The organism is Tenacibaculum aestuariivivum (genome assembly GCF_964507685.1).
Taxonomy (GTDB): Bacteria; Bacteroidota; Bacteroidia; order Flavobacteriales; family Flavobacteriaceae; genus Polaribacter; species Polaribacter aestuariivivum.
The window spans coordinates 1634811-1657968 of the sequence record NZ_OZ208414.1; the positions used below are offsets into that span (position 1 = coordinate 1634811).

Below are 23158 nucleotides of genomic sequence, written 5' to 3' on the forward strand. Positions count from 1 at the left end.
CTCGATCGGAGTCGAGTTATTATTAACTATAGGTTTCGACTCCGATCGACCTAACTAACATTTTATGTTGTTAGATGTCACAAGATATTAGTTTTAAAAGAATAAATAAATTGGCCTTTCCGGCTTTAATTGCAGGAGTTGCCGAGCCTTTATTATCAACTACCGATTTAGCTATTGTAGGAAATATCAATCATAATGCAACCGAAAGTATTGCGGCTATTGGAATTGTTGGTGCTTTTTTATCAATGTTAATTTGGGTTTTTGGTCAAGCTCGTAGTAGTATTTCGTCAATTATTTCACAATATATTGGTGCTGATAAATTATCCGAAGTAAAAAATTTACCTGCCCAGGCTATCGCCATTATTTTAGTAACAAGTTTGGTTATTTTAGGTGTTACGTATCCGTTTGCTAAAGAAATATTTCAGTTTTATAATGCTTCAGATGCTATTTTAGATTATTCGATTGAATATTATAAAATACGAGTTTTTGGTTTTCCGTTTACATTATTTGTAATCGCTATTTTTGGAACATTTAGAGGTTTACAAAACACCATGTATCCGATGTTAATTGCTATAATTGGTACGGTTGTAAACATTGTATTAGATGTTGTTTTTGTTTACGGAATTGAAGGATATATTCCTGCAATGAATATTTCAGGAGCTGCTTATGCAAGTGTAATTGCACAAATAGTTATGGCATTTATTTCTGTGTATTTACTGATAACTAAAACAGAAATATCGTTAAAATTTGAGCTTCCTTTTAATAAAGAAATTCCGAAGTTTATTAATATGATGTTAAACTTATTTGTGCGAACCGTTGCTTTGAATTTAGCTTTATATTTTGCAACTTCTTATGCCGTTTCTTATGGAAAAGAATACATTGCAGCTTACACAATTGGCTTTAATATATGGCTAATGGGTGCTTTTATGATTGATGGATATTCATCCGCAGGAAATATTTTATCAGGAAAATTATTAGGAGCAAAAGCACATCAATCATTACTTAAATTAGGAAATAAACTGCTTCTTTATGGATTTGTATTTGGGGTGTTTTTAGCAATTATCGGTTTTATTTTTTATGATTTTATAGGACGAATTTTTACACAAGAACAAGCAGTATTAGAACATTTTTATAATACCTTTTGGATTATTTTAATAATGCAACCCATTTGTGCTATCGCTTTTATTTATGACGGAATGTTTAAAGGAATGGGAGAAATGAAGTATTTACGAAATTTATTATTGATATCAACAGCAGTTATTTTTATTCCTGTTTTATTATTTTTTGATTTCTTAGATTATAAATTGCATGCCATTTGGATTGCTTTTTATGCATGGATAATTGCACGTGCAGTTCCTTTAATTCTTAAATTTAGAAATACTTTTTTATCACGCTCTCAAAATGAGTAAATTTGAGAATAAAATAATTGAAAATGACAACAACAAGAGAAAACGGAAGTTTATATACCCATATTGATAAAAAAATAGCAACTATTGAATTTGGTCATCCTGCAAGTAATTCATTTCCGAGTGAATTATTAGCACGTTTAGCGAATGAATTTAACAGCTTATCAAATAATGATGAAGTAGCAATTATTGTTTTAAAATCCGAAGGAAATAGAGCTTTTTGTGCGGGTGCTTCTTTTGATGAATTGGTTGCTATTGATACTTTAGAAGCTGGTAAACAGTTTTTTTCAGGGTTTGCGAACGTAATAAATGCGATGCGTTGTTGTTCAAAATTAATTGTTGGACGTGTTCAAGGTAAAACTGTTGGCGGAGGCGTTGGTTTAGTAGCAGCTTGTGATTATGTTTTTGCAACAGAAAATGCGAGTATTAAATTATCAGAATTAAGTATCGGAATTGGTCCTTTTGTTATTGCTCCTGCAGTTACCCGTAAAATTAATGTAAGTGGTTTAGCCGAATTAACTTTAGATGCAACGAGTTGGAAAAATGCCTATTGGGCAAAAGAAAAAGGATTATACGCTCGTGTTTTTGAATCTATTGATGATTTAGACAAAGAAGTAGGTTTTTTTACAGAAAAATTAGCTGACTACAATCCTGTGGCTTTATCAGAAATCAAAAAAACTTTGTGGATTGGTACTGAACATTGGCAAAAATTATTAATAGAAAATGCTGAAATATCAGGGAAGTTAGTTTTATCAGAAGTAACTAAAAAAGCATTATCAAAATTTAAAAAATAAAAAATGTTTTTATTTCAAGATATAAAAAATATTCAAAATAAAACAGCAGGACAGGAAATTGCAAGCTGGATACTCGAGAATCAAATACTATTTTTACTAGTAGGAGTATTACTTTCAATAGGTTTCGTGTGGATATTAACAAAAGTTGTCAAACAAATTCGTACTTTCGGCAAATAAAAAATAAAATTATGGGTGGAGATTATTTATTTGCCATTTTAGCAGCAGGAGTAGCAATTGTGTACTTTTACAATAAATACAGAGCAAACAAAAAATTTAAGAGATAGTGAATAATATAAGAATTACAAAACAGTTTACCTTTGAAACAGGTCATGCATTGTATGGTTATGATGGAAAATGTAAAAATGTTCACGGCCATAGTTATAAGCTTTTTGTAACTGTAATGGGACAACCAATTACAGATAAAACTAATGTAAAGTATGGTATGGTAATAGATTTTGGCGATCTTAAAAAAATTGTTAAAGAAGAAATTGTTGATGTTTTTGATCACGCAACCGTGTTTAATCAAAATACGCCACATATTGAGTTAGCCAAAGAGTTAAAAGATAGAGGGCATCATGTTATTTTAGTAGATTATCAGCCAACAAGTGAAATGATGGTTATTGATTTTGCACAAAAAATTAAACATAGACTTCCTCAAAACATCAAACTACATGCAATGAAACTGCAAGAAACAGATACTAGTTTTGCAGAGTGGTTTGCTGGTGATAATTAGGTTTAATATTTATATGATATAGCTAAAAAATTAATAATTAAGGTGTTTTTTTAGCTATATTATGATTTAATAAAAATTTCATTTAATGACTAATGAGTGTTGTTTTATTAATAATTAATTTAGTAAAATAATATAGGTTATTTTCTGTGCTCACTTTCTGTAGAAAATTACACTTAAGTATTTTTATGAAGTTACTATGTTGTTAGTATAAATAATATTTATTTGCCGTTAAATTCATTCATAGTGTTAGCCATACCTGCTGTAATAAAAGAGGTAACCGCTTTAATTGAAGTAGGAATACGTTCAATCATTTCACTCTCTTCATCTTTACTCCATTGCCCTAAAACATAATCTACCTGTCTACCTCTACCATAATCAGCACCAACACCAAAACGAAAACGCGGGTAGGCTCCAGTATTAAATTTCTCCTGAATATCCTTTAGTCCATTATGACCGCCAGAACTTCCCTTAGGTTTAATACGAAGTTTACCAAAATCAATATTTAAATCATCAGTAATTATTAACAAGTTTTCAACTTGAATGTTTTCTTGTTGCATCCAATACATCACTGCCTTTCCACTTAAATTCATATAGGTACTTGGTTTTAAAACAATAACTGTTTTTCCTTTAACTTTAAGCCTAGCAATGTCACCCAATTTTTCAGTTTCAAAATTAGCATCATGATCTTTTACAAAAGCATCTACTATTTTAAAACCTATATTATGACGTGTATTGTGGTATTGTTCTCCAATATTACCTAAACCTACGATTAAAAATTTCTTCATCGGATTTTTATCTGTATCTGTTGATTGTATTTAATATAAAAAATATAAAATCAAAAATAAAAAAAAGCGTTACACAACGGTAACGCTTTTCTTTTATTCTACTACAATTTTTAAGCTTCAGCTTCAGTTTCTGCTGCTGCTTTAGCTGCATTACGAGACATACGTACTTGAGCAACTACAGTATTATCTGGGTGCAATAAAGTATATTTATCATTTCTTAACTCAGTAACATATAATTTACTACCAATAGCTAATTCAGTAATGTTAGCTTCAATGAAGTCAGGTAAATTTGCTGGTAATGCTTTTACTTTTAATTTACGTAAGTTGTGACGTAAAGCTCCACCTAACATAATACCTTTTGCTACACCTACTAAATGTACAGGAATATCCATAGTAAGTTCTTTATCATCAAAAATTTGATAAAAATCTACATGTAAAATAGCATCTGTTACTGGGTGAAATTGGATATCTTGTAAAACGGCACTAAATTTTGTACCATCTAATTCAATCGTAGCAGTAAATACATCTGGAGTAAATACTAATGGCTTAAACGATTTTTCTTCTGCAGAAAAGTGTATAAGCTTGTCTCCTCCGTATAATACGCAAGGAACCTTTCCAGCATTACGTAAGGCTTTAGTTGCTTTTTTACCTACGCTTTCTCTTTTTGATCCGTTGATTGTAATTGATTTCATTACTTGTTTATTTATTATAATTTATTTACATTAAAAATTCATCACTGATAGATATGTTTTCGTGAACTTTGCGCATAACATCAGCAAATAAAGATGCGCAATTTACTACTTTTATTTTAGATACAGCCTTTTTTAACGGAATTGTATCTGAAACAATTAATTCTGTTAATTTAGAATTTTGTATTCTTTCATAAGCATCACCAGAAAGTATAGGGTGTGTACATATAGCACGTACGCTCAAAGCTCCTCTTTCCATCATTAAATCTGCAGCTTTGGTAAGTGTACCTCCTGTGTCAATCATATCATCTACAAGAATTACATTTTTACCTTTTACCTCGCCAATAAGTTCCATATGAGAAATTACATTTGCTTTTTGTCGTTGCTTATAACAAATAACCACATCACTTTCTAGAAATTTAGAATATGCGTATGCTCTTTTTGATCCACCCATATCAGGAGACGCAATGGTAAGGTTATCTAATTGTAGGCTTTTTACATATGGAAGAAAAATTGTAGAAGCAAATAAGTGATCTACTGGTTTTTCGAAAAACCCTTGAATTTGATCAGCATGTAAATCCATAGTCATAATTCTTGTAGCTCCTGCTGATTCTAGTAATTTAGCAACTAGTTTTGCACCAATTGCTACACGAGGTTTGTCTTTTCTGTCTTGACGAGCCCATCCAAAATAAGGCATTACAGCTGTAATATGTCTTGCAGAGGCGCGTTTAGCAGCATCACACATTAATAGCATTTCCATTAAATTATCTGCAGACGGAAATGTAGAACCAATAATAAATACTCGTCTTCCTCGTACAGATTCTTCAAACGCTGGCTGAAATTCACCATCGCTAAAATGCGTTGTTTTTACATTCCCTAGCTCTATTCCATATTCTTTAGCAATTTCTTTAGCAAGTTCAGTACTTTGAGAACATGCAAAAATTTTTGGACTTAATTGATCTATAGGCATTTATAAATTTTTATTAGAGTTAGTGTTGTTGTTACTGCAAAAGTAAAACTATTTTAAGAGTTTAAAAGTTATTTTAAATGAATTTAATTAAAATTTTTTATAAATTTGCGTTTCTAAATTACTAATGCTCGAGTGGCGGAATTGGTAGACGCGCTGGATTCAAAATCCAGTTTTTTCGGAAGTGCGGGTTCGATTCCCGCCTCGAGTACATATTTACAATAAAAAAACTCCTAACTTTTAAAAGTTAGGAGTTTTTTTATTGTAATGTGAAAATACAATTTATTATACGTTGTTGCTTAATATAGCACTTTTATAATTCAGGTAAAATTATAAAAGGAACTTTACTATGAAAGGCAGCTTTTTTAACAACATTTTCTTCTAAAAGACTATTAAAAAAATTGTTTTTATGATTTATTAAAGAAAATAATTCACAAGCCGTTTTTTCTAAATGACTTTTTAAAGTATTAGTTTCAGAGTCATTCCAATCTAATTTTTTATACGTAACACTTAAATTTTTAAAAATTTCTCTTAACTGTACTTTGTATGATCGTTGTTTGTCGTTTAATGTATATTCTTCTGAATAATTAACAATTTCAATAGTGCATTTTTTCAAAATACTTAATTGTAGTAGTATTTTTAATTCATCTCTTTTAAAAGATCTTTTGTAATTTGTAGAAAAAACTATTTTATCAAAAAATTTATATTTATATGTTGTAGGAACTATCAATATAGGGCAATTATTAATGGTGTTAATTATTTTTAAAGTATTAGTACCTATAAATGTTTCTGTTAAACTTTTTGCTCCCTTAGTTCCAGATATAATCAGGTCTATACTTTTTTCACTAACTACTTTTTTTATAGCGTTTGTTAATGAAGTTGAATCAATAATAAAATTATATTTAAAAGTAGTATCTTCTTTAGTAAGAATATCTAATAAATATTTTGATTCTTCTTCTATCTCATTATCCATTTCATTATACCAATTATCGCTTTTTTCCTCGCTTACTAAATGTGATTTTTCGGTAATGTATACATCTAATAAATGAATAGAAACATTAGTTCCTTTAAAAAGTTTTTTAGTGTAATTTAAAGCATTAATAGCTGTTTCAGAAAAATCATAGGGTATTAAAATATTTTTCATAAGTAGGTTTATTAAAGAAAATTTTTAATAATAAAAATCAAATAAAAACATAATTTTGCAATAAAAATAATAATGAATAATTTATTTCTAAATAAATATATACTTCTTTTAATATTAATAATATCTGTATATCTTTTAGTTTTCTTTACTAAAAAAATCATTAAAAGTTATATCATTAAAAATGCTATTGAACCTCATAGAAGAAAAATAATATTAAATCTTTTTTATTTAGTTTATTATGTTTTTGCTTTTTTTTTATTCCTTTTAATTTTAGGTATAGAGTTTAAGCAAATAGGTGTTTTCGCTTCTTCTATTTTGGCGGTTTTAGGAGTTGGTTTTTTTGCACAATGGTCTATATTATCAAATTTAACGGCTAGTGTAATTTTATTTTTTTATCATCCTATAAGAATTGGTGATACAATAAAAATTATAGATAAAGAGTACGATTTAACTGGAGAAATTAAAAGTATTACAGGGTTTTATGTGTTATTATACATACCCGAAGGGAACAGAAAAATAACAATACCTACTACCGTTATTTTGTATAAAAGCATAGAGTTGATACAAAAATAAGTATAGCTATTTTTTATTTATTTAGTTAAATAAGCAGTACATTTAAAAAAATAATACAAATAGTTTTAAGTTTAGTAAATATGACATCTATATTTCATTTATCACTTCCTTGCATAGATATTAAGGAAACTAAAAGATTTTATACAGAAGATTTAGGTCTTAATTGCGGAAGAGAAACAAATAACTGGTTAGACGTAAACTTATTTAACAACCAGTTAACATACGTTTTGGTAGAGAAATTTAAATTTGAATGCCCTAATTATGTTTTTGAAAAAGATGTTTTACCATCTTTTCATTTTGGAGTTGTTTTAGCAGCTGATGATTGGGAAAAAATGCAGGATCGAGTTAATCATTGGTCATCAGAAACTATAATAACAAAAACATTTTTAAAAGATAAAAATGGAGAACATGTTTCTTTTTTTGTAAAAGACCCTAATGGTTATACAATAGAATTCAAAACCTTTATAGAAGAAGACGGTATGTTTATGATGTAACCCAAATCCATTTTATAGTTTAAAAAAATATGCTAATAATTATTAAATTAACCCTTATATTAAACAAAATATTACATTGAATAATTTAAAAATAGTAGGAAGCGAAGAGTGGTGTTCTTTCGATGGTTTTGGTATACCCGCCATAAAAGCAAGAGTAGACTCTGGTGCAAAAACATCATCAATACAAGCAAATAATATAACCCCTTTTTTTAAAGGAACTGAAGAGTGGGTACGTTTTGATGTAAATCCACTTCAAGAAAATAGAAGTATTAGTATTACATGTGAGTCAAAAGTTCACTCAAAGAGATCTATTAAAAGTTCAATGGGAATTTCTGAAGAACGATTAGTAATAATAGCTCCAGTAACTTTGGGTAATGATATTTTTGATATTGAATTAACACTTGCTAATCGAGATTCTATGGAGTTTCGAATGTTACTTGGTCGTGAAGCTTTAGCAAACGGTTATTTAGTAAACCCATCAGTAACTTATTTATTACCTGCTTTTACAGAGCAAGATATTGACGAAAAATATGCTGCTTTTAAAAAGGAAAAAACAGGCTTAAAAATAGCATTATTAGCCAGTAATCCATCGTTGTTTAGTAATAAGCGTATTATGGAAGCTGGACGCTCTAGAGGGCACGAAATGGTGTTTTTAAACGTACAGCAAGCATATATGAAGTTTGATGCTAAAGAACCTCAAATACGTTATCGTGGCGGAAATGTTATTGATGAATTTGATGCTATTATACCACGTATTAAACCCTCAATAACCTTTTACGCGTGTGCTTTAATAAGACAGTTTGATGCTATGGGAGCATACTGTTTAAATTCGGCCGATGCAATAAATCAATCAAGAGATAAATTATTAGCAACACAATTATTTGCTAAAAACGATATACAAATTCCTATTACAGGTTTTGCAAATTCACCTTTAGATACTAAAGATCTTGTAAAAATGGTAAATGGGGCTCCATTAATTATTAAATTACTAGAAAGCACACAAGGAAAAGGTGTTGTATTGGCAGAAACTACCAAAGCAGCTGAAAGTGTGATTAATGCTTTTAAAAGCGTTAAAACAAACATTCTTGTACAAGAATTTATTAAAGAAGCAAACGGGCAAGATTTACGCTGTTTTGTAGTAAACGGAAAAGTGGTGGCATCAATGCAAAGACAAGCTGAGAAAGGAGAGTTTAGAGCAAACATACATCAAGGAGGGTCGGCATCAAAAGTTAAAATTACTTCCGATGAGCGAAAATTAGCCATTAAAGCCGCTAAAATTTTAGATCTTCCTGTGGCAGGAGTAGATATTATACGATCAAACAAAGGACCTTTATTATTAGAAGTAAACTCATCACCAGGATTAGAAGGTATTGAAGGAGCAACAGGTTTAGATATTGCTAATATTATGATTGAAGCAATTGAAAAAAAGCTAAAATTTAAAAAATAGTAGCCAAGTTTAATAAAAGTAAATGACTCATTTTATTAAAATGGGTCATTTTTATTTAGAAAAAATATAAAATAGATGAAGCTATTTCCCGCTTTTCACACTCGCTTTTTTTAAGAAAAATAAAAAAGAGCTCAAACAAATGCTTCAATCGGGGCTATGCTTTTTTATAAATTTTAAGCGTATTTTACATAGCTATATTAATTTCTTTTTTAGCTATTTCAAATTCTTCAGGAGTATTAATATTTCTAATTAAATTATCATCAACTTCAATAATTTCAATATCAGAATTAATTAACATTTTTCGAGGACACGAATATCCTTGCGCTAAATATTGTAATAATTTAGAATATGCTTTTGGTTCATAAATGGTAATTAAAGGCTCAGGAAATTCTTTGTTTTTTCCTTTAATAGTAGTTGCTGTTTTACTCGGATTTCTTCTTTGTAAAAGTAATTGAATTAACTCCTTATTTACAAAAGGAACATCTGTAGCCACAACTAACCAAGCCGAATTTGGGTCTTTTTGAAAAGCAGAACAAATTCCACCAAAAGGTCCTAAATTTAAAAAAGAATCCTCAATTTCATCCGAAGTAATGGTTTTATCAGTAGCTACTTGTACTGAGTAAAATGTCTTTAAATTATTGTTTTCTAATAATTCTTTAGTGTATTCTTTTTGAGGTTTTCCGTAATATTTTAATTCCGATTTGTCAGTTCCCATACGAGTACTTTTTCCACCAGTCAAAACCAAACCTTTTACAGGTGGAATATGTTCTTGAATTAAAGAATTAATATGAGTTGTAATCTTATCAATTTCATCAATTTGGTAACAGGTTATATTTTTTATCTGTGGAAATTTTTCTAATAAACAGTCAAAATAAGGAACATCAGAAGTGCGTTTTATAATAAATTGAATATTGGTTATTTGAGATAATCGTTTTTTAATAGATGCTTTTTTTTCATTGTCTAAAATTAAAATTTGCTTTGCTCCTTGATAATGGTTTCCGTTGATAAAAACAAAATCATGATTTATAAATTGTAACCGTTGTTCAAAGTTATTAATAGTAGAAGTGGTGTTAATTTGTAAATTACCTTGCTGATGAAAAGTGTATTCGGTAAAGTCGTTTTTATCAACATTTTTGGCGTGAGAAGCATCAAAATAGGCTAAATTATAATTTGATAGTTTTAAAGAAACATCCTTTACTAAATCAGCAATAATACCGCAATTTGTTCCTAAAATAGCGACTTCATTTGTTGCGTAAGTATCGTTTTGTTTTCTAGTGATTTTTGCGTGTTTTTGATGTGTCATTTATAAATTATCTATCTTGTTTTTTGAAGCTACAATTCCTTGAATAATAGAAGTACTAAAGCCTTTCTGTTCCATTTTATTTAAACCTGTAATGGTAATTCCTTGTGGTGTTGTTACTTTATCAATTTCACTTTCAGGATGATTTCCATGTTGTAAAATTAATTCAGCAGCTCCTTTTAAAGTTTGCGCTGCTATTTTTTGTGATAACTCAGAACTAAAGCCTATTTCAATACCGCCCTGCATTGAAGCACGAAGATAACGTAAGGCAAAAGCAATTCCACTTGCAGCTAAAACGGTTGCAGAAGCCATTAAATCATCATCAATAAAAACAGTTTCACCTAAGTTTTTAAAGATGTTTTCTACTTGTTTTTGCTGAGTTTCATTACTATCAATAGTTGATATACAAGTCATAGATTGTTTAATTGCCGCCGCAGTATTTGGCATTGCTCTAAACAATGGAAGTTCTTTTTTAAGGATTCCTTTTAAATCGGATAGTTCAATTCCTGTAACCGTAGAAATAATTATTTGATCGGTTAGTTGTGGTGTTAATTCGGCTAATACTTCTTTAGTTTTTTGAGGTTTTACACATAAAATAATAATGTTTGCATTTTTAATAACATCATTATTTATAGTTGTAACTAAAGTTCCGTTATCAGCATATTTTTTTAACGCCTTGGTATTTCTTCTTGATAAACTTAAATCGGTTGGATGTAATCCACTTTCTAAAAGTCCATCTGCAATTGCACATCCTAATTTTCCTGCTCCAATGATTGCTATTTTATCCATTTTTTATATCAGATTTACCTCCTGTTTTTTCTAGTAATGTTATTTCTTTAATAATCATTTTTTGATTAATCGCCTTACACATATCATAAATGGTTAAACAAGTTGCCGATGCACCTGTTAATGCTTCCATTTCTACGCCTGTTTTTCCTTCAATAGTTACTTTACAAAACACTTCTAAATGTTCTTTATCAATAATATTGATGTCAATATCTACGCCATTAATTAATAAAGGATGACACATGGGAATAATATCCGAAGTTTTTTTTACAGCCTGAATACCCGCTATAATTGCTGTTTGAAAAACAGGTCCTTTTTTGGTGATTAAATCATCATTTTTAAAATGAGAAATAATTTCTGAACCTAAAAACATCGTAGCTTTTGCAATTGCCGTTCGTTTCGTGATTTTTTTATCAGAAACATTGACCATTTTAGGTTGGTTTTTCTCGTTTATGTGCGTGAAATTGCTCATTTTTTATATCTAATTACAGGAAAAATAGTTCCTTTTTTAAAATTGATTTGTTCAGTTGCTGGTATTTCTATAAATCCATCAGCATTTACTAAGCTAGCTAAATCTCCAGAACCATTTGCTTTTATTGGAGTTGCTAGTATTTGCGCGTTTACGTTTTCTAATTTAACTTGTAAAAAGTACGTAAGATTGGGTTTAAAAATAATATTTTCAGAAAGAACAGCAAATTGTTTATCTTCTTTATTTCCGATTGATTTATAATACCAATCATAAAAATAAACCAAACAATTTACAAAAGTAGAAATTGGGTTTCCAGGAAAAGCAAAGACAATTACATCATTTTTTTTAAGCTCTGGATAAAGATCTTGCTCACTAATACCTAAAGACGCTATGCGTCCGAACCAAAAAGGTTTTCCTGGGCGTTGCGCTACTTTATGAAATAATTTATTAACACCTAATTCAGTAAATACTTCGGGTAAAAAATCAAATTTACCTTTACTAACTGCACCGCTACATAATAACACATCGTATTCTTGTAAATAGTTACTTATTTTTTCTTTTAAAATTGATTTACTATCTGTAATATGAACAATTTCTGAAGGAATATGTAATTCCTTTAATAAGGAAACCAAGGTATAAACATTCGATTTTCTAATTTGATAATCTAGCGGATTTTCATTTACATCAACTAATTCATCACCAGTAGAAATAATTATTACTTTAGGCTGTTTTGCTACTTTTACAGTTGATTTACCAACCGTAGCAATCACGCCGATTTCGGCAGAAGAAATAAGTGTGTTTTTATGGATTAAAACATCGTTTTGTAATTTGTCTTTTCCTTTCGGATGTACATTTTGATTTGCATTAATTGTATCAATAGTAATTTTTGCAATTCCATTTTTGATAATAACATCTTCATATCTGATTACTGTATCGCAATTATTTGGTAATACTGCGCCCGTCATTACTTCAATACAATTTTCGGAATTTAGCATTGTTAATTTTTCGCTTCCTGCAGGTTGAATTCCTTCAATTTTAAAACTACGTTTTCCATTTTCAAAATGAAGGTAGTTAATAGCGATTCCGTCCATAGAAACACGATTGAAAGGAGGGAAATCTCTATCGGCAAGAATATTTTCTTTTAAAATTCGACCAACAGATTCCATAAAAGGAATATTTTCTGTTCCAAAATCTAACGTATTTTGTTGAATTATTTCTTTTGCATTTTTTACTGAAATCATATGTTTATGAAAAAGTTATCAATTTTGCTAAAACTGATGTTTTTATAATTAATTATCCACCAATTGTACTCATACTTTCAGAAACACTTCCTTGTTTTCTGTTTGCTTCAGCAATAAAACCATTTTCGGGTTTTTCTTTTATTAATGATAAAAAAAGTTCTTTTAAATCGTCATTAGAAGCACCATTTCTGATAAAATCACGTAAGTTAAAAACACCATCATCAAACAAACAATTTTTAAAAGTTCCTGTAGATGTAATTCTTATACGGTTGCAATCATTGCAAATAGTACGGGTAAAAGCAGGAATAATTCCCACAGTTCCTTGATGGTTTTTGATAGAGAAATTACGAGAAGTTGATGATTTTTCTGAAATTATATTTTCTACGGAATATTGAGATTTTATTTCTTCTAAAATTTTGTTATAATTCCAGTTTTCTTGAATATTTCGTTGTCCTTTTCCGTTAAAAGGCATTTCTTCAATAAATCGAATAGCAATATTTTTATCTTTAGTTAAGCCAACAAAATCATTAATTTCATCAGTATTAAAACCAGCTTGTATAACTACATTTAGTTTTAAGTTTAAAGAGCTTTTTTCTAATAATTCAAAAGTTTTATATACTTCAGGAAATACATCACGACGTGTAATTTTAGCAAATTTATCGGTATTTAGACTATCAAGACTTAAATTGATGTTTTTTACTTTATCCAATTTTTCTAAAGTTTCGATGTGTTCAGAAATTAATGCGCCGTTTGTTGTAATATTAATTTCATCTAATAAATCGTTATAAGAAAGCATTTCTAAAAACGACATAAAATCTTTACGAACAAAAGGTTCACCACCTGTTAAACGCACTTTATTTACGCCTAATTCGGTAAGTACTCGAATTAGGCGATACATTTCTTTATAAGTTAATAATTCTTTTCTAGGAACAATATCAATTCCTTTTGCGGGCATACAATATTGGCAACGAAGGTTACAGCGGTCAGTTACAGCCAATCGAATATAATTGATTTGTCTGCCAAAATTATCAATAAGTTTGTGCATATAACAAAGATACGGATTAATGAAGTAATTATTTCTTGTCTTTTATCATAGTTTTATGTTGATTTTTTTTCAAAAAAACTAAAAGTTTTATACAATATCCATTTTCTTTAATAAAAAAGAAGCATTCATATTTTTACATACTCCGTTTTTCATTTTATAATCAAAATGTAGCTCGTCATTTATAATTTCGGCATCAAAATAATAGTTTTTGATAGTGCTATATTCTGTAGCTAAATCACATAAACTTACATCGTGGGTAGCAATAATTCCGGTAGATTTTGAGTTGTTTAGTTTTTCAACGAATTTTTTAGAGCCACTAGCTTTGTCTTTACTATTTGTTCCTTTTAAAATTTCATCTAAAATGATAAAATAATTTTCATCTTTAATTTCATTTACAATAAATTTTAAACGCTTTAATTCAGCATAAAAGTATGATTCATCATCGTTTAACGAATCTGAAGTTCGCATACTTGTAATTAGTTTTATTGGGTTATAATAAATTTTTTCTGCACAAATTGGTAAACCTGTATTTGACATTACAATAGCTAGTGAAATACTTCTTAAAAAAGTACTTTTACCAGCCATATTTGCCCCTGTAACAATAAAAAACTCTTCATTATTGATAACAAAATCGTTATCAATTCTTTTTGTAGCATCTAATAAAGGGTGTCCTAAGTTTATAGCATTTAAAACAGCTTTTTCTTTAGTAATAGTAGGAAAAACATATTTAGGTTTGTTATAAACAAAGTTAGCTAACGAATTTTGCGCATCAAAAAAAGAAACTACATTAAACCATTCTTCTACAGTGGTTTTATAAGTAATAATCCATTTTTCTATTTTAATAGTGTTGCGAATATCTAACAGAAAAAGTCCGTTACCTGCAAGCGCAATCATTAAATTACTTCTTTGGTCAAAAGCATCTAATTTTTTAGAAAATTCTTTAAATATTGTAGAGGCTTTTTTGTTTTCTTGTTTAATTTTTTCTTGTTCACTTTTTAATTTCGAATTTGTAAATTCTTCATTTTCTATGTGAGCTAATAATTGATGATATTGATTAAATGTTTCTTTTGCTTTATCTGTTTCAGTAGCTAGTTCTTGAATGCTTTTAATATAAAAAGCTGTAATTGACAACCCAATTAAAAACCAAATTAGCACAATTGAAAAAGGAATAATACTAAAACTTAATAGGCTAATTAATATAATTGATACTCCAGAAAAACCATATGAAAATAACATCAAAAATGTAGGGAGCTTTTGCTTGTATGAATGTACCCAATTTACAATAGTAGATATGGCTGTTTTTGTATTTATTAAATTTGCTACCGCTGTAAAATGTTGTCGCCAAGTTATTTTTAGTGCAAGTTCTTGTGTAACTTTTTGTTTTTCTTCAATAGCCTTAATGTTATTACTACTTAAAATATTGGCTAGTAATTTTTTTCCTTCTGCAGTTGCGGTTCTGTTGAGGTATTGAAAGAATGAGCTGTTTCCAAACAAATCAACATCATTACTAAAATAATGCGCTGGATTGGTAAATTCTTTACCACTATCTAAATGTATATATTCTCCGTTTAAAACCCTTATTTCTATTTTATTAATATTCAGCTTAGCCTGAATAAGATTTTTTTGTTGTTTTAATTGAAGGTGTTTCGTTATTAAAAAAACAAAAACAATTGTTAAAAGGAAACTAACAATAAAAAATAAATTATTTTTTGTAACAGCTAAATAAATTGAAAACGAAATGCATAAAAACACTAAAAGTCTTAAAATACTAGTTGTTCGTAACCTTTTTTTTAGGTTAACTAATTGGCTATTTAAATTGTTTATTTCGTCTTTGTAAAACTGAATTGGTTCTTGCATTGGTTGTAAATAAATATTAATGTAAATGTACATATAGCAACTTAAATATCTTAATAAAATTGTATTTTCGTTGTATGCCAACTTCATTAAAAATTCAATTAAAAACATTGCCTGTTTTACCAGGGGTTTATCAATATTTTGATAAGGATAATGTAATTATATATGTAGGAAAAGCTAAAAATTTAAAAAAGCGGGTTTCCTCTTATTTTACAAAAACTCACGAGAATGGAAAAACACGTATTTTAGTAAAAAAAATTGTAAGAATTGAACATATTGTAGTTGATACAGAAACAGATGCGTTGTTACTTGAAAATAACTTAATTAAAAAATATAAGCCTCGTTACAATGTTTTGCTAAAAGATGATAAATCATATCCGTGGCTTTGTATTAAAAAAGAACGTTTTCCAAGAGTATTTACTACTCGTAGAGTTATTAAAGATGGGTCAGAATATTTTGGGCCATACACGAATATGAAAATGGTACAATCGCTTTTAAGTTTAATAAAAGAGCTGTATCCGTTGCGCACTTGCACGTATGATTTAAGTGAACAAAAAATTGCATCCTATAAATATAAAGTTTGTTTAGAGTATCATTTAGGTAACTGTAAAGGGCCATGTGAAGGGCATCAGCATGAAGATAATTACCAAGAAGAAATTAAAGCAATACGAAATATACTAAAAGGTAATTTTAAAGAAATTTTAGAAAAGTTACAACGTATAATGTTAGCTTTTGCTTCGGAAATGAAATTTGAAGAAGCTCAGAAAATTAAAGATAAACTAGCGTCTTTAAAAAATTATCAAGCAAAATCTACTATTGTGAATCCGTCAATTAATAACGTAGATGTTTTTTCAATTATTTCTGATGAAACTCACGGATATGCAAACTTTTTTAAGGTGATGAATGGTGCAATTGTACAATCATACACCACAGAAATAAAAAAGAAATTAGCTGAAACTGATAAGCAGTTATTAGAGTTGTTTATAATTGAAACACGCAGTAGGTTTAACTCATTATCAAGAGAAGTTTATGTGCCTTTTAAGGTTGACTTGGGAGAGCAAATAAAAGTTACAGTACCTAAATTAGGTGATAAAAAACGTATTGTTGATTTATCTGAAAGAAATGCCAAATATTACCGTATGGAGCAGTTTAAGCAAATAAAAATTGTTGACCCTGAACGCCATGTAAAACGTATAATGACTCAAATGCAAAAAGATTTGCGTTTACACGAAGAGCCAAGACATATTGAATGTTTTGATAATTCAAACATACAAGGTACTCATCCAGTAGCTGCATGCGTAGTTTTTAAAAACGGTAAACCTAGTAAAAAAGAGTATCGTCATTATAATATAAAAACGGTAGAAGGGCCTGATGATTTTGCGTCGATGGAAGAGGTTGTTTTTCGACGTTATAAACGATTACTGGAAGAAAAACAACCGCTACCGCAGCTTATTGTTATAGATGGCGGAAAGGGGCAGTTGTCATCTGCTTTAAAAAGTTTAGATATTTTAGGATTACGTGGAAAAATAGCTATTATTGGTATTGCAAAACGATTAGAAGAAATTTATTACCCAGGAGATTCAGTTCCGCTGTATTTAGATAAAAAATCAGAAAGTTTAAAAATAATTCAGTTTTTACGAAATGAAGCCCATCGATTTGGAATTACGTTTCATAGAAATAAAAGAAGTAAAAGTGCTATAAAATCAGAGCTTGAACAAATACCTGATATTGGTACACAAACCATTGCTACTTTATTACGTAAGTTTAAATCGGCAAAAAGGGTTAAAGAAGCTACGTTAGAAGATTTAAAAGAAGTTGTTGGGTTTTCAAGGGCTCAAAAAATACATCAATTTTATCAAAAAGAAAAAGAATGAAAAAGTTGTTAATTGTATTGTTTTTTCCACTGGTATTACTAGGGCAAAACCAACCAAAAGTTGGATTGGTGTTAAGTGGAGGCGGAGCTAAAGGCCTTGCACATGTATCAGTTTTAAAAGAAATTGAAAACTCTGGTATGCAAATAGATTATATTGGTGGTACCAGCATGGGCGCTATTATTGGTGGTTTGTATGCTGCAGGTTACTCTGCAGATCAAATAAAAAAAATTGTATTGAAAACTGATTTCATGAAAGTTGCTAGAGATCAAATATCAAGAAGAGAAATGCCTTTTTTTAGTAAGCAATATGGTGAAAAATACGCCATTACATTACCTATTAAAGAAGGTAAAATTGCACTACCTTTAGGGTTATCAAAAGGACAAAATGCGTTGAATTTTTTGACAGAATTGTTAGCGCCTGTTGATAGTATTCAAAATTTTTCAAAACTTCCCATACCTTTTTACTGCATTGCTACAAATATTGAAACAGGAGAAGAGGTAGTTTTAGAAAATGGGTCTTTGCCTTTGGCTTTAAGAGCAAGTGCTGCTTTTCCATCGTTGTTAAATCCTGTAGAAATTGATGGAAAATTAATGATTGACGGAGGAGTTGTAAATAATTTTCCTGTTGATATTATGAAAAAGAAGGTAGACTTTATTATTGGTGTTAGCGTACAGGGTGAGTTATTAAATAAAAAAGAGTTATCATCAGTAGCTTCTTTATTGATGCAAATAATTAATTTTCAGATGTATAAAAAATCTGATGAACAAGTTGGATTGCTGGATGTTTATATTCAACCAAATCTTTTAGAGTATAATGTAATTGCTTTTGATAAAAAAGAAGAAATATTAAAAGAAGGTTTTAAAGCTGTAAAGCCTTTTAAAGTAGTTTTTGATAGTATTGCTAAGCTTCAAAAAAATAAAAGGAAACCTTATGTAGTAAACTTAAATAAAAGTAAGTTTTTAGTAGATAGAATTGTAATTAAGGGGAATAAAAATTATACAAATGATTATATTTTAAATAAACTTCAATTATCAGAAGGTGATAGTGTTTCTTATAAAAGTATTTCTAGAAAAATAAATACACTCACGGCTTCTAAAAATTTTAAAAGAATTGATTATCATTTAAAAAAGTCTTTTAGAGGGAGAAAGTTGGAGTTGATTGTTAATGAGGAAGATACAAGGTCTTATTTGCGATTAGGGTTGCATTATGATTTGTTATACAAGTCGGCCGTTTTATTAAATTACAATCATAAAAAATTAATAAAACAAAATGATGAGTTGTCGTTAGATATAGCAATAGGTGACAGAATTCGATATGATTTACAGTATTTTATAGATAATGGAGCAAGGCCTAGTTATGGTTTTTCATCAAGGTACAATTCTTTTAAAAGCGAATTTTTATTTGATGAAAACCTTATTAATATAAAATATAATGACCTTATAAATGCGTTGTATTTAAAAACAACATTTGATAAGAAATTTGCTTTAGGAGTAGGAGTTGAACATAAAAGGTTACAAGTATCGTCAGAAAATATTTTAACTAATGGTGAAGAAATTTTTTTTGATAAAAGTAATTATATGAATTTATATACTTTTTTAAAATTAGATACTTACAATAAAGTAATGTTTCCTACCAAAGGATTTTATGCTAATATTGGTTTTAAATGGTTTCTTTGGTCAGATAGAAATAAAGGGTTAAAGAAACTAGCACCAGAAAGTGATTTGTTTAGTCAGTTTTCACAAGCATCAGTAACTATAGGTTTTGCAACAACTTTTAATGAAAATTTAACACTTGAGTGTACTTCAGATTTTGGCTATACGTTAGGTAAAAAAACATCTCAAATGTTTGATTACCGTTTAGGTGGTTATAACCAAAATTATATTAATAATTTTAAACCTTTGTATGGGTATGATTCGGGAGCTTTAAGTAACCAATCCTTTTTAAAGTCAGAATTTAATTTTAGATATCAATTAATAAATAAACATTACGCTGTATTTATTGCTAATTATGCCCGTATAGATGAAAATATTTTATCAGGAGGAAATGTTTTAAATAATACTAAGTCAGGTTATGCTATGGGTTACAGTTTAGAAACTTTCTTAGGTCCTTTAGAATTAAAATATACATGGTCTCCTGATCATAATCAAAAATATTGGTTATTTAACTTAGGTTTTTGGTTTTAAAGCATAAAAAAACCCGTTTCGAAAGAAACGGGTTTTTATTTCATAATAAGATTTCCTTACTTACTTTTTCTTTTTTAAGAGAAAATTATACTGTAAGTATTGGTAAGCATCTCGAGGTAATATTTTAATCCACTTTTTGTGTTCAATGAACCATTTTAAACGAATAGAAATTAGACCTTTTGTTAAATAAGCGGCTATAAAAGGATGCACATTTAGTGTGATTTCTTTATATTCTTTATCGCCATTAATAAGTCGCTCTAATTCAACTTCTATTTTGTCTATTAAAACAATAGGAGCTTCAACCTCTCCGTTTTTATTAGGATTTGGTTCACGTGTTTTTATTTCTAATTCAGGTCGTACACGTTGTCTTGTAATTTGTATTAAACCAAACTTACTTGGAGGTAATATTTTGTGTTTAGTACGGTCTAAAGACATTGCGTCTTTTAAATGTTGATATAATTTTTGTCTGTTTTCAGTACTTTTCATATCAATAAAGTCAACCACTATAATTCCACCCATATCACGTAGTTGTAATTGGCGTGCTACTTCTGTAGCAGAAATTAGGTTAACTTCTAAAGCAGTTTCTTCTTGGCTTAAAGCTTTGTTTGAGCGATTTCCGCTGTTTACATCAATAACATGTAAGGCTTCGGTGTGTTCAATAACTAAGTACGCACCTTTGCTCATAGAAACTGTTTTACCAAATGATGATTTTATTTGACGTTCAATACCATATTTTTCAAAAATAGGAGTGTCAGCCTTATGAAGTTTTACAATTTTTTCCTTTTCAGGGTATATTTCTTGTAAATACTCTTTAATTTCAATCATTAAAGTTTCATCATTGGTTACTATGCTTGTAAAAGAATCGTTCATTACATCTCTTAATATAGAAGATGCTCTGTTTAACTCACTTAATATTTTTGTTGGAGTATTTTGATTAGCAATACTATTGCACATTTTTTCCCAACGTTCAAGTGAATTTTGTAAATCTTTATCTAGTTCTGCTACCTTTTTGTCTTGGGCAACAGTACGTAAAATAAGTCCAAACCCTTTAGGTTTGATACTTTTTGCTAATTTTTTTAAACGTTCTTTTTCTTTTGGATCTGCTATTTTTTGAGATACAGATACTCTGTTAGAAAAAGGAACTAAAACTAAATATCTACCAGCTATTGATAGTTCCGAGCTAATACGCGGACCTTTGGTAGAAATTGGTTCTTTTACAATTTGTACTAATAAATTTTGACCTGATTTTAGTACATCATTAATACTTCCGTCTTTATTGATATCCTTTTCAGCGCGAAAGTTTTTTAAAGTGAAATCTTTATAATTACCTATGCTTACCTTCTTAATAAAACTATTTAAAGATTGTACTTGTGGACCTAAATCATGGTAGTGTAAAAAACCATCTTTAGGGTATCCAACATTAACAAAAGCGGCATTTAATCCTGTCATAACTTTTCCTATTTTAGCTAGGAAAATATCACCGACAGAAAATTTATTATCGCTTGTTTCTTTGTTTAGTTCAATAAGTCTACCATCTCTTAGTAAGGCGAAATCAATATCAGAAGAATTTGAACGAATTATTAATTCTGTTTTCATTCTGAATATAGTTTTGTGCCAACGTAATAATTTTACGAAGACGGATTAAAATTTGTAAACAGGTATAGTTTTTATACCGTTTTAAGGTGTTTAAACCTTAATGTCAATGAACTTAATAAGCTATAAAAGCAACGAAAAAGTAAGCGTTAGCTTACTTTTTCTTATGACGATTTGCTCTTGCTCTTTTCTTTCTTTTGTGTGTCGAGATTTTTGCTCTCTTTCTTTTTTTACCGCTTGGCATAATTAAAATGTTTTATAAAATCTTTAGAAATAAAGACTTTAGGTTAATAACTTTATTATTTTACAGATACTTTAGTTTTAACACCTTCTGTAAAAACCTTTGAAGGTTTAAAAGCAGGTATGTTGTGAGCAGGTATTTTAATAGTAGTGTTTTTAGAAATATTTCTACCTGTTTTTTCTGCTCTTGTTTTGATAATAAAACTACCAAAACCTCTTAAATATACATTGTCACCGCTCTCTAGTGCATCTTTTACTTCGTCCATAAACGCCTCAACAGTTGCTAATACATCCGCTTTTTCAATTCCACTCTTATCTGAAATTTTAGATACGATATCTGCTTTTGTCATCCTATATATATTTTGAATTTAATTTTTGAAATGAGGGTGCAAATATATGATAATTAATCTATTCGGAAAATAATAAGAATAAAAAAAACTAAATAAAAAACAGTAATTTTGTGAGTTCAATTTATAGAAGTAATGATTGCTAATCGTCTTGTTTACTGGTATTTAAATAATGAAAGAGATTTGCCTTGGCGTAAAACTAAAGATCCTTATTGGGTTTGGTTAAGTGAAATTATGCTTCAGCAAACGCGAGTAGCACAAGGAATGCCTTATTTTATAACCTTTACAAACGAGTTTGAAACCGTGTTTGATTTAGCAAAAGCTGATGAAAGTAAGGTGCTTAAATTATGGCAAGGCTTAGGGTATTACTCTAGGGCAAGAAACTTACATTTTACAGCAAAACATATTGTAAAGGAATTTAATGGGGTTTTTCCTAGTAGTTATAAAGAACTTTTAAAGTTAAAAGGAATTGGAGACTATACTGCTTCCGCCATTGCATCGATTAGTTTTAACGAACCAGTTGCTGTGGTTGATGGTAATGTGTATAGAGTTTTGGCACGCTATTATGGCATTAGTACACCAATTAATTCGTCTAAAGGAATAAAGGAGTTTAAGGTTTTGGCACAAACTTTAATTGATGAAACGCAGCCTGGAATTTATAATCAGGCAATAATGGATTTTGGAGCTTTACAATGTAAACCTCAAAACCCATTATGTGACTCGTGTCCTTTGTCGGCAAGTTGTGTTGCTTTAGAAAAGCAACAAATTAAAGATTTTCCAGTAAAAGAGAAAAAAAACAAAGTAAAAAAACGTTATTTTAATTATTTGGTAACCGTTACTGATGATGATAAAACAATTATTGAGCAAAGGTTAGGAAAGGGTATTTGGCAAGGGTTGTATCAGTTTCCTTTAATTGAAACTTTAACGCCAATAGATGAAACGGAATTAATATTACATCAACAATTCTCATCATTGTTTCCTAAAGATACCTTATTGTCATTATTTAATCAAAAAGACGTTGTGCATAAACTCTCTCATCAGCATTTATTTACCAAATTTTGGATTGTTAAAACCAATAATATTAGCCAAAAAAATATTTTATGGAAAAGTATTAAGCAGTTTCCGGTGCCGGTATTAATTGATAATTTTTTAACCGAATTTATAAATACCAAATAGTAAATTTTGTATATTTGG

General features: G+C 29.1%; 21 protein-coding genes and 1 tRNA gene. 10 read left to right on the forward strand and 12 right to left on the reverse strand.

Annotation, left to right across the window (positions count from 1 at the left end):
• The first annotated feature begins 74 nt into the window (after window positions 1-74).
• From ACN5J4_RS07195 to ACN5J4_RS07205, 3 genes are all read left to right on the forward strand, one after another.
• Window positions 75-1409 carry an MATE family efflux transporter gene (locus ACN5J4_RS07195; protein ID WP_418649337.1) on the forward strand — a complete coding sequence of 445 codons (1335 nt, stop codon included), beginning with the start codon at window positions 75-77 and terminating at the stop codon, window positions 1407-1409.
• A 23-nt stretch (window positions 1410-1432) separates the two neighbouring features.
• A complete protein-coding gene (locus tag ACN5J4_RS07200; RefSeq protein WP_418649338.1) occupies window positions 1433-2200 on the forward strand; it encodes an enoyl-CoA hydratase/isomerase family protein in 768 nt (255 codons plus the stop codon).
• A gap of 283 nt (window positions 2201-2483) precedes the next feature.
• Window positions 2484-2933 carry a 6-pyruvoyl trahydropterin synthase family protein gene (locus ACN5J4_RS07205; protein ID WP_418649339.1) on the forward strand — a complete coding sequence of 150 codons (450 nt, stop codon included), beginning with the start codon at window positions 2484-2486 and terminating at the stop codon, window positions 2931-2933.
• 218 nt (window positions 2934-3151) lie between these two features.
• On the opposite strand, the gene pth is transcribed toward ACN5J4_RS07205, so the two are convergent.
• The 3 genes from pth to ACN5J4_RS07220 all read right to left on the reverse strand — a co-directional run bounded on the left by pth (window position 3152) and on the right by ACN5J4_RS07220 (window position 5377).
• A complete protein-coding gene (gene pth / locus ACN5J4_RS07210; protein WP_418649340.1) occupies window positions 3152-3718 on the reverse strand; it encodes an aminoacyl-tRNA hydrolase in 567 nt (188 codons plus the stop codon).
• A gap of 110 nt (window positions 3719-3828) precedes the next feature.
• The gene (locus tag ACN5J4_RS07215; protein WP_418649341.1) at window positions 3829-4410 is read right to left on the reverse strand and encodes a 50S ribosomal protein L25/general stress protein Ctc; all 582 of its coding nucleotides are present in this window, start codon (window positions 4408-4410) and stop codon (window positions 3829-3831) included.
• Between the two features lie 25 nt (window positions 4411-4435).
• A complete protein-coding gene (locus ACN5J4_RS07220; protein WP_418649342.1) occupies window positions 4436-5377 on the reverse strand; it encodes a ribose-phosphate pyrophosphokinase in 942 nt (313 codons plus the stop codon).
• A 126-nt stretch (window positions 5378-5503) separates the two neighbouring features.
• Between ACN5J4_RS07220 and ACN5J4_RS07225 the strand changes: the two genes are divergently transcribed.
• A tRNA-Leu gene (locus ACN5J4_RS07225) sits at window positions 5504-5585 on the forward strand.
• A gap of 102 nt (window positions 5586-5687) precedes the next feature.
• Here the strand turns inward: ACN5J4_RS07225 and ACN5J4_RS07230 are convergent.
• On the reverse strand, window positions 5688-6518 hold the full coding sequence (locus ACN5J4_RS07230; protein WP_418649343.1) for a universal stress protein: 831 nt from the start codon (window positions 6516-6518) through the stop codon (window positions 5688-5690).
• Between the two features lie 72 nt (window positions 6519-6590).
• Here ACN5J4_RS07230 and ACN5J4_RS07235 point away from each other — a divergent pair, with 72 nt between their 5' ends.
• The 3 genes from ACN5J4_RS07235 to rimK all read left to right on the forward strand — a co-directional run bounded on the left by ACN5J4_RS07235 (window position 6591) and on the right by rimK (window position 9032).
• The gene (locus ACN5J4_RS07235; RefSeq protein ID WP_418649344.1) at window positions 6591-7091 is read left to right on the forward strand and encodes a mechanosensitive ion channel domain-containing protein; all 501 of its coding nucleotides are present in this window, start codon (window positions 6591-6593) and stop codon (window positions 7089-7091) included.
• An 80-nt stretch (window positions 7092-7171) separates the two neighbouring features.
• Window positions 7172-7585 (forward strand): VOC family protein, encoded by a 414-nt coding sequence (locus ACN5J4_RS07240; protein ID WP_418649345.1) that lies wholly within the window; start codon window positions 7172-7174, stop codon window positions 7583-7585.
• 76 nt (window positions 7586-7661) lie between these two features.
• Entirely contained in the window at window positions 7662-9032 is a 1371-nt protein-coding gene (gene rimK / locus ACN5J4_RS07245; protein ID WP_418649346.1) for a 30S ribosomal protein S6--L-glutamate ligase, read from the forward strand.
• Between the two features lie 184 nt (window positions 9033-9216).
• Here rimK and ACN5J4_RS07250 read toward each other — a convergent pair whose 3' ends face one another.
• From ACN5J4_RS07250 to ACN5J4_RS07275, 6 genes are all read right to left on the reverse strand, one after another.
• Window positions 9217-10335, reverse strand: a complete 1119-nt coding sequence (locus tag ACN5J4_RS07250) for an NTP transferase domain-containing protein (RefSeq protein ID WP_418649347.1) — start codon at window positions 10333-10335, stop codon at window positions 9217-9219.
• Complete coding sequence (gene proC, locus ACN5J4_RS07255) at window positions 10336-11121, reverse strand: pyrroline-5-carboxylate reductase (protein ID WP_418649348.1); 786 nt, start codon at window positions 11119-11121, stop codon at window positions 10336-10338.
• Entirely contained in the window at window positions 11114-11590 is a 477-nt protein-coding gene (gene moaC, locus ACN5J4_RS07260) for a cyclic pyranopterin monophosphate synthase MoaC (protein ID WP_418649349.1), read from the reverse strand. Before moaC ends, proC begins: the two co-directional genes overlap by 8 nt.
• The gene (locus tag ACN5J4_RS07265) at window positions 11587-12828 is read right to left on the reverse strand and encodes a molybdopterin molybdotransferase MoeA (protein ID WP_418649350.1); all 1242 of its coding nucleotides are present in this window, start codon (window positions 12826-12828) and stop codon (window positions 11587-11589) included. Before ACN5J4_RS07265 ends, moaC begins: the two co-directional genes overlap by 4 nt.
• Window positions 12829-12880: 52 nt before the next feature.
• Window positions 12881-13873: a GTP 3',8-cyclase MoaA gene (gene moaA, locus ACN5J4_RS07270; RefSeq protein ID WP_418649351.1), complete on the reverse strand. Its 993-nt coding sequence runs from the start codon at window positions 13871-13873 to the stop codon at window positions 12881-12883.
• A gap of 87 nt (window positions 13874-13960) precedes the next feature.
• Window positions 13961-15763, reverse strand: a complete 1803-nt coding sequence (locus ACN5J4_RS07275; protein ID WP_418649352.1) for a MutS-related protein — start codon at window positions 15761-15763, stop codon at window positions 13961-13963.
• 41 nt (window positions 15764-15804) lie between these two features.
• Between ACN5J4_RS07275 and uvrC the strand changes: the two genes are divergently transcribed.
• Complete coding sequence (gene uvrC, locus ACN5J4_RS07280) at window positions 15805-17601, forward strand: excinuclease ABC subunit UvrC (protein WP_418649353.1); 1797 nt, start codon at window positions 15805-15807, stop codon at window positions 17599-17601.
• A complete protein-coding gene (locus tag ACN5J4_RS07285; RefSeq protein ID WP_418649354.1) occupies window positions 17598-19784 on the forward strand; it encodes a patatin-like phospholipase family protein in 2187 nt (728 codons plus the stop codon). Before uvrC ends, ACN5J4_RS07285 begins: the two co-directional genes overlap by 4 nt.
• Before the next feature lie 60 nt (window positions 19785-19844).
• Here ACN5J4_RS07285 and ACN5J4_RS07290 read toward each other — a convergent pair whose 3' ends face one another.
• Both ACN5J4_RS07290 and ACN5J4_RS07295 read right to left on the reverse strand, forming a co-directional pair.
• Window positions 19845-21380, reverse strand: coding sequence for an Rne/Rng family ribonuclease (locus tag ACN5J4_RS07290; protein WP_418649355.1), 1536 nt, complete (start codon window positions 21378-21380; stop codon window positions 19845-19847).
• A 296-nt stretch (window positions 21381-21676) separates the two neighbouring features.
• Window positions 21677-21967, reverse strand: a complete 291-nt coding sequence (locus tag ACN5J4_RS07295; protein WP_068702156.1) for an HU family DNA-binding protein — start codon at window positions 21965-21967, stop codon at window positions 21677-21679.
• 132 nt (window positions 21968-22099) lie between these two features.
• Between ACN5J4_RS07295 and mutY the strand changes: the two genes are divergently transcribed.
• Complete coding sequence (gene mutY, locus ACN5J4_RS07300) at window positions 22100-23140, forward strand: A/G-specific adenine glycosylase (protein WP_418649356.1); 1041 nt, start codon at window positions 22100-22102, stop codon at window positions 23138-23140.
• The last annotated feature ends 18 nt before the right edge of the window (window positions 23141-23158 follow it).

Coding starts and splice junctions, on each gene's coding strand:
- ACN5J4_RS07195 (WP_418649337.1), top strand. CDS start 75: ATGTCACAAGATATTAGTTTTAAAAGAATAAATAAATTGGCCTTTCCG.
- ACN5J4_RS07200 (WP_418649338.1), top strand. CDS start 1,433: ATGACAACAACAAGAGAAAACGGAAGTTTATATACCCATATTGATAAA.
- pth (WP_418649340.1), bottom strand. CDS start 3,718: ATGAAGAAATTTTTAATCGTAGGTTTAGGTAATATTGGAGAACAATAC.
- ACN5J4_RS07215 (WP_418649341.1), bottom strand. CDS start 4,410: ATGAAATCAATTACAATCAACGGATCAAAAAGAGAAAGCGTAGGTAAA.
- ACN5J4_RS07220 (WP_418649342.1), bottom strand. CDS start 5,377: ATGCCTATAGATCAATTAAGTCCAAAAATTTTTGCATGTTCTCAAAGT.
- ACN5J4_RS07230 (WP_418649343.1), bottom strand. CDS start 6,518: ATGAAAAATATTTTAATACCCTATGATTTTTCTGAAACAGCTATTAAT.
- ACN5J4_RS07235 (WP_418649344.1), top strand. CDS start 6,591: ATGAATAATTTATTTCTAAATAAATATATACTTCTTTTAATATTAATA.
- ACN5J4_RS07240 (WP_418649345.1), top strand. CDS start 7,172: ATGACATCTATATTTCATTTATCACTTCCTTGCATAGATATTAAGGAA.
- ACN5J4_RS07250 (WP_418649347.1), bottom strand. CDS start 10,335: ATGACACATCAAAAACACGCAAAAATCACTAGAAAACAAAACGATACT.
- proC (WP_418649348.1), bottom strand. CDS start 11,121: ATGGATAAAATAGCAATCATTGGAGCAGGAAAATTAGGATGTGCAATT.
- moaC (WP_418649349.1), bottom strand. CDS start 11,590: ATGAGCAATTTCACGCACATAAACGAGAAAAACCAACCTAAAATGGTC.
- ACN5J4_RS07265 (WP_418649350.1), bottom strand. CDS start 12,828: ATGATTTCAGTAAAAAATGCAAAAGAAATAATTCAACAAAATACGTTA.
- moaA (WP_418649351.1), bottom strand. CDS start 13,873: ATGCACAAACTTATTGATAATTTTGGCAGACAAATCAATTATATTCGA.
- ACN5J4_RS07275 (WP_418649352.1), bottom strand. CDS start 15,763: ATGTACATTTACATTAATATTTATTTACAACCAATGCAAGAACCAATT.
- uvrC (WP_418649353.1), top strand. CDS start 15,805: ATGCCAACTTCATTAAAAATTCAATTAAAAACATTGCCTGTTTTACCA.
- ACN5J4_RS07285 (WP_418649354.1), top strand. CDS start 17,598: ATGAAAAAGTTGTTAATTGTATTGTTTTTTCCACTGGTATTACTAGGG.
- ACN5J4_RS07290 (WP_418649355.1), bottom strand. CDS start 21,380: ATGAAAACAGAATTAATAATTCGTTCAAATTCTTCTGATATTGATTTC.
- ACN5J4_RS07295 (WP_068702156.1), bottom strand. CDS start 21,967: ATGACAAAAGCAGATATCGTATCTAAAATTTCAGATAAGAGTGGAATT.
- mutY (WP_418649356.1), top strand. CDS start 22,100: ATGATTGCTAATCGTCTTGTTTACTGGTATTTAAATAATGAAAGAGAT.